The sequence below is a fragment of the uncultured Actinomyces sp. genome (assembly GCF_963526355.1).
Classification (GTDB): Bacteria; Actinomycetota; Actinomycetes; order Actinomycetales; family Actinomycetaceae; genus Actinomyces.
Map to the genome: position 1 here is coordinate 1 of NZ_CAUROW010000111.1, position 5,393 is coordinate 5,393.

Consider the following 5,393-nt stretch of genomic DNA (forward strand, 5'->3'; position numbering starts at 1 on the left):
GCCGGTGCGCCACAGGATCCAGGCCATATCGTCATGCCAGTCGCCGATCTCCCAGGCAGAGGAGTATCCCTCGGTGTCGGCCACACCGGCGAAGGCTCGTCGGGCCTCCTCCATGATCTCCTGGGCCTCGGCGAGCCGGGAGCGGGCCATGGGGAGGGTGAGGTCGTCCACCAGCGCCCGGGCCGAGCGGCGCAGTGCCCGTCCCCGATCCAGGCGGCCCTGGTCGGTATGGGCGTCCTCCAGATCGGCGGCCTGGCGGAAGAGATCGGCGGCACGCACATTGTCCTTGAGGTTGGAGGCCGCCATCGCCGCGTGCGAGAGGTACTCCCCCGCCAGTGCCCGGCGCTCCTGATCCTTCAGGATCCGGGCGGCGGCCAGCGAGTGCTCGACGACGCCGTCCTCCTCCCCCAGGGCCATGCCGGTCTGAGCCAGGAGCCGGTGCAGGTACAGGGCGATGCTCTCGGCCCCGCAGCGCTGCGCCAGGCCCAGGGCCGACTCCAGGACCTCGGCGCTCTCCAGGAAGCGCTCGGAGGCCTCCAGGGCAGAGCCCAGGGACAGCAGCGAGGCCACGGCGTACAGGGTGATGTCGGCTGCCAGCATGATGTTGGCCTGTTCGCGGAACTGGGTGATGGCCTCATCGAACTGGCCCACCTCCATCGAGGAGATGCCCAGCAGGCGCCGCCCACGGGCGGCCAGGACCGGTGAGACCTTCTCGTGGCGGCGCATGACCTCCTCGGCCAGGAGACATCCGTTGTAGACGTCACCGCACTCGGCCAGGACCTCGGCGCGCGCCATGTCGAGGATGTCATCCATGCACTCGGCGTGACGGTCCTCGGGGACGGCCGCGGCGGCCCGGGCGATGACCTGGATGGCCCCGAGCGCCTCGTCCCGGGCGTGCAGGTCGGTGAGGACCGAGGTCCCCACGAGCAGGGCGTCGGCGGCCAGCACGAGGGCGTCGGTGCCCCCGGGGTCGAGCAGCTCGGTGGACACCAGGTCCTCGACATGGGCCTCGATCTGTCCGATGAGCCCGGTGGCGCGCTGCAGCCGCTGGTCGCGCTCGGGCTCCTGGGAGCGCTCGGCGATGGAGTCGGAGGTGATCTCGCTGTCGAGGTTGAGCAGGTCGACGTAGTAGGCGCCCAGCGGTCCGAAGGCCAGCTCCATGAGAGGTCGGACCCGCAGGCGCTCGGCGATGGCCTCGTCCATCTCGGTGCGGCAGGTCAGGGCGGCGGCCCGCAGCAGGCCCGTGTGGTACTCCAGCCCTGGGATCTCCTCGCCGGGCGGGGGCAGCAGGTCACGCGTGGCCACCTGGTTGACGACATACCAGTAGTCCATCGTCGATGAGCCGATGGAGCGGCGGTGGTCGGCGTAGCGGCGCACCGCCTCCTCCCCACTGCGCACTGGCCGGGGGCGCACGAGGTCCACCAGCGGGAAGGGTTCGTCGCCGCCCTGGTGGCTGGTGGCGCGAGTGCGCCGGGGACCCGCCTCCGAACCCGCTGACGCCGCACGCGGCACGTGCTCCTGGAGCGAGTCGTCGCCACCGGTCAGCAGCCCCAGGAGGGAGGCGACGTCGGGTTCGGCGCCGTCCTCGTCGGCGATCAGGCTCGTCCGAGCCGGCTCGGGCAGCTCTTCGGAGGGTTCGAGGAGGTCGACCTCAACCCCCAGCCCGTGGACCGCACCCGGGGCGGCGTCGAAGGCGGCCCGCACCAGGGAGCGCTCCAGGTGGTCGGAGATCGTGCTGTTGCCGTTGCGCAGGTCGAACTGCTGGGCCAGACGCCGCGCCCAACCGGTCATCTCAGCGTAGGCGCGCGAGATGGTGGTGGGGGCCGCCAACCCGGGCAGGGGGTACCACAGGTCGGCGGCCGGGACCTCGACGTCCAGGGCCTCCTCACCGCGGCCGGCCCGCTCGGCCTCGCGCAGCACCAGGCTCATACCGCGCAGGGCCGACAGCAGCACGTAGGCGGACTCGGCCTGGGCCAGCCAGGCGAGGTGACGCCGCAGGACGTCCAGGCCGCGGTCCACCCTGCCCACGAGGGCCAAGTACTCCAGGTGGTAGGCCAGGGAGACGAGGGCCTTGGGCGAGCGGCGGACCTCCCGGTAGGAGCGCAGATGCGCCTCCCAGGCGGCCCGGGGCCGTCCGGAGGCCAGCAGCGGCAGCAGCACGAGCGACTGCATGGAGTGGGGCTGCATGGAGCAGCCGACGGCGCCGGTGAGCACGGGCACGGCCGTGGACACTGCCAGCTCCCAGGCCTCGGTGCGGTAGGCGAAGGCGACCTGACGCATGGGGTCGCAGCCCTCGCAGTCGGCGTTCTCATCGCGGTGGGTGGCCCGCCAGGCGGCCAACTCCTCGGCGGCCTCCTCCTCCAGGCCCAGCAGGCCGGCCACCGAGGCACGCTCGCCGTGGACGACGTGCATGGAGGCGCCCTGCGCTCGGTAGAACTCCTCAAGGCCGGCCTCGAGCTGGCGCACCTTGTCCTTGGAGACCTTGGGGTTGGCACCCGCCACGGCCACCGCCCACTTGAAGTGCCAGTGCAGGGTGCGCACTTGGGCGTCGTCGAACAGCTCGGGACGGCGCTGATAGCGGGCGAGGTTCCACACGAAGGGAGCCAGCGCCTTCCACTCCTCGTTGCCCTGCTGGTAGGCCTCGGTCAGGGCCAGCCGCGTGGAGACCCGCAGATCCTCGTCTCCCAGGGCGTCCGCCCAGCCGACGGCCTCCGCAATGAGGGCCGAGGCCTTGGGCTCGTGGGCGAGGGCATCGGCGTAGGCCAGGCGCTCGAGGATGTCTTGGCGTGTTGTCATGGAGTCTTGTCCTTCCGGGCGGAACCTGACGTTGCACCGTCGTGAGGCGAGGGCTTCCACCGTGTCCTGCGAGTGCACAAGGAGAGGGCCCGCGTACCCCAGGGGGCTCCGCGGGAGAGGGTCCGGCATCCTGTACCGCTCAACGATGAACGGCGTCATGGGCGTTTCGGGCTCCTTTCGTCCAGCGGGGCGGTCGTCCGATATTTAGTGTTACCGAACGGTTATAGAATCCGCCACCGCTGCACCGAGGGGCAACTCGACCACGGGGCATGTCGGCCCCCGCCGCGGCGTCCCGGCCGGCCGCCGCCGGGCGCGCACACTCTGACGACGCCTCCTCCACGCCAGTATTTTCAACGAGTCCTGGACAACCGGAGTCGTGAGGCCCGATGCTCTAGGACACGAGCAGGGGCTCAGAGGTGTTGGTTGTCTCAACTCCGGTTCCGCCGTCAGCATCACCCGAGGCGACCATGCCCTCGTCATTCTTGACGCCGACGGCGGAGTCTGCATGGGTCCCGGCCCGCTCCGGCACCTCGCCTCCCGGCCCGTCGGGGGAGGCGGCCATCCCCACGGCCTTCTCCACCGCCGCAACCGTGTCTGGCAGGGGGGTGGCAGTCGGCCCGGGCTCAGGAGCGGCGGCCAGCGGCGTCTCCATCGCCTCAGGAGTCCGGATGACACCGCGCCGCGCGGAAGCATCGACCTCGGCTCCGCCCGTCGCACCGCTGTCGAGCCGGCCGAGGACCTCGCGCAGAGCGTCGTCGACGCCGTCGAGAACGAACTCCATCGTGCCGGCCAGCTGGGCGTCGTCAAGCCCGGTCCCGACGTTGATGAGGACCTCGGCACACAGTCCCGGACCGGCATCGTCGACCTCGGTGTAGAGGGCCGGGATGAGCCGGGCGCTGGAGACCTCCTGGGCCACAGCGCGCACCTGCGAGAGCATCGCGGCCCCCGGGGCCGAACCGTCCAGCCGATGGTGGGCGCGCACAACGAGGATCCGACGGTAGACCACCATGAGCACGTAGTCGAAACCGGCCACCGAGCAGCGCACCACCCCCTCGGACAGGTCGATGTCGCAGCCGTGGCCACGCCCGGCCAACCAGGCGGCGAGCCGCCTGAGGGTCACTGTCGGGGTCACCGACCCCTCCGGATGGTTCCACCAGGCCATCAGTCCTCCTCCCAGGTGACGAGCTCGGGGAAGCGCTCCTGGACGGTGGAGAAGAGGGCTCGGGTCATTCCCAGGCCCATATCCATGAAGGCGTCGAGCTGGGCGTCGCTCATGCCCGCGCCGACGTAGGCCACCATCTGGGTGCTCAGCAGCAGGCTCGAGTCGCGGGCGGGGGTGATCGCCAGATCCGGCCCATAGGTGGAGCGGTGCTGGGTATCGATGAAGGTGCGCATCTCATCAAGGCGCTCGACCGACGGGCGCCCGTGCCACATGCCGGCCACCACGAGTGCGGGATCCTTCGCATGCAGGTAGACGCCGATGTCGCAGCCAGGGAAGCTCATGAAGACGGTGCCGTCCTCCTCGGACCCGGCAGCGATGCCGCGCTGGGACAGCCAGGCCTCGACCCGCGTGAGGGTCAGCGCCGGTTGCGCACTCATGGGCGATCTCGTTTCCTTCCCAGTGCGGGACGTGATGCGGGGGTTGATACGGGGTTGACAGCGCGTACTGCTCGCCGACTCGGCGCCGGAGTTCAGAACTCGATGTCGGCCGCGATGTCGGCGACCGTGTCGACCTGGTCGGCTCCGATCCGCGCGCTGCGCACGCTGCCCGGAGAGGCCCCTTTGCCCACAGTCGGGCTCGGGGTGCCCACGGCATCGGACCAGCCCACCGGGGTCGGGTCGGCCGTCCCGTTCTGGCCGTCGGGTCCGTCCTGGAGTCGTCCCAGCGCCTGGTCCAGCGATCGGCCCAGGACCCCGGAGGCCGACTCGGCCAGGGTCAGGCAGCGCGAGTCCAGCTCCTCAGACGACTTGTAGCTCCGACGATTGGTCGATGCGGCGCGCCGCCCCGTCCCGGCGGACTCGGTGCGAGAGGCGCGGGAGCGGGGCGATGCGCCCGAGGCCCCGGAGCCCCCTCGTCCGGCCGCCCTGCTGACGGAGGAGCTGTCTTGGGACTTCTTGCGGAAGCCGACCATGGTGGTCCTTTCGGGAATGGAGTCGGGCGGCCGCGGGCCGCGCGGGGAGCGAAGAACTGATGAATCGACGAGCTCGTTGACGGACTCGGTGAAGGAATGAAGCGTCGTCGGGCTCGGGCCGCAACCGCAGTGCCGGCGAACCGGGCGGGCGGCGGGGAGAAGGCTAGCGGGGCACCTCGCAGGAGAGTTGATCGGCGGCGTGGGCCTGCTGGCTCCACAGCTCCTCGGTGAAGGTGTTGTCCAGGATGGAGCGGGCCAGCGGCTCATCGGGGCGCATGATGTCGCGCACCGTCTGGAGGATGAGCCGGTGACGGTCGGCCAGGCCCTCCTGGCCGAGGATCTGGGCCGAGCGCCCCAGGCCCCCCATGAAGTTGACGTACTCCATGGCGTGGTACTGGGGAGAGACCTCATCGGGGCGCAGCTGATGGGTGCGCGTCTCCAGCGCGTTGCGCACGTCGCGGCGCA

General features: G+C 70.9%; 4 protein-coding genes and 1 pseudogene. All 5 read right to left on the reverse strand.

The window, feature by feature from the left end; genetic code table 11:
• The coding region (locus RWR81_RS12165; protein ID WP_314457994.1) for a hypothetical protein at positions 1-2,796 on the reverse strand (2,796 nt) is incomplete at its 3' end.
• A gap of 391 nt (positions 2,797-3,187) precedes the next feature.
• The gene (locus tag RWR81_RS12170; protein WP_314457995.1) at positions 3,188-3,958 is read right to left on the reverse strand and encodes a hypothetical protein; all 771 of its coding nucleotides are present in this window, start codon (positions 3,956-3,958) and stop codon (positions 3,188-3,190) included.
• A complete protein-coding gene (locus RWR81_RS12175) occupies positions 3,958-4,395 on the reverse strand; it encodes a YbjN domain-containing protein (RefSeq protein ID WP_314457996.1) in 438 nt (145 codons plus the stop codon). The genes RWR81_RS12170 and RWR81_RS12175 overlap by 1 nt, the downstream gene beginning before the upstream one ends.
• Before the next feature lie 92 nt (positions 4,396-4,487).
• Entirely contained in the window at positions 4,488-4,928 is a 441-nt protein-coding gene (locus RWR81_RS12180; RefSeq protein WP_314457997.1) for a hypothetical protein, read from the reverse strand.
• A 163-nt stretch (positions 4,929-5,091) separates the two neighbouring features.
• Positions 5,092-5,393, reverse strand: a pseudogene (locus tag RWR81_RS12185) (hypothetical protein); the annotation flags it as partial.

Excerpts from the sequence above, each read along its gene's own strand:
- RWR81_RS12180 (WP_314457997.1), bottom strand. The coding sequence starts at position 4,928 with ATGGTCGGCTTCCGCAAGAAGTCCCAAGACAGCTCCTCCGTCAGCAGG.
- RWR81_RS12170 (WP_314457995.1), bottom strand. The coding sequence starts at position 3,958 with ATGGCCTGGTGGAACCATCCGGAGGGGTCGGTGACCCCGACAGTGACC.
- RWR81_RS12175 (WP_314457996.1), bottom strand. The coding sequence starts at position 4,395 with ATGAGTGCGCAACCGGCGCTGACCCTCACGCGGGTCGAGGCCTGGCTG.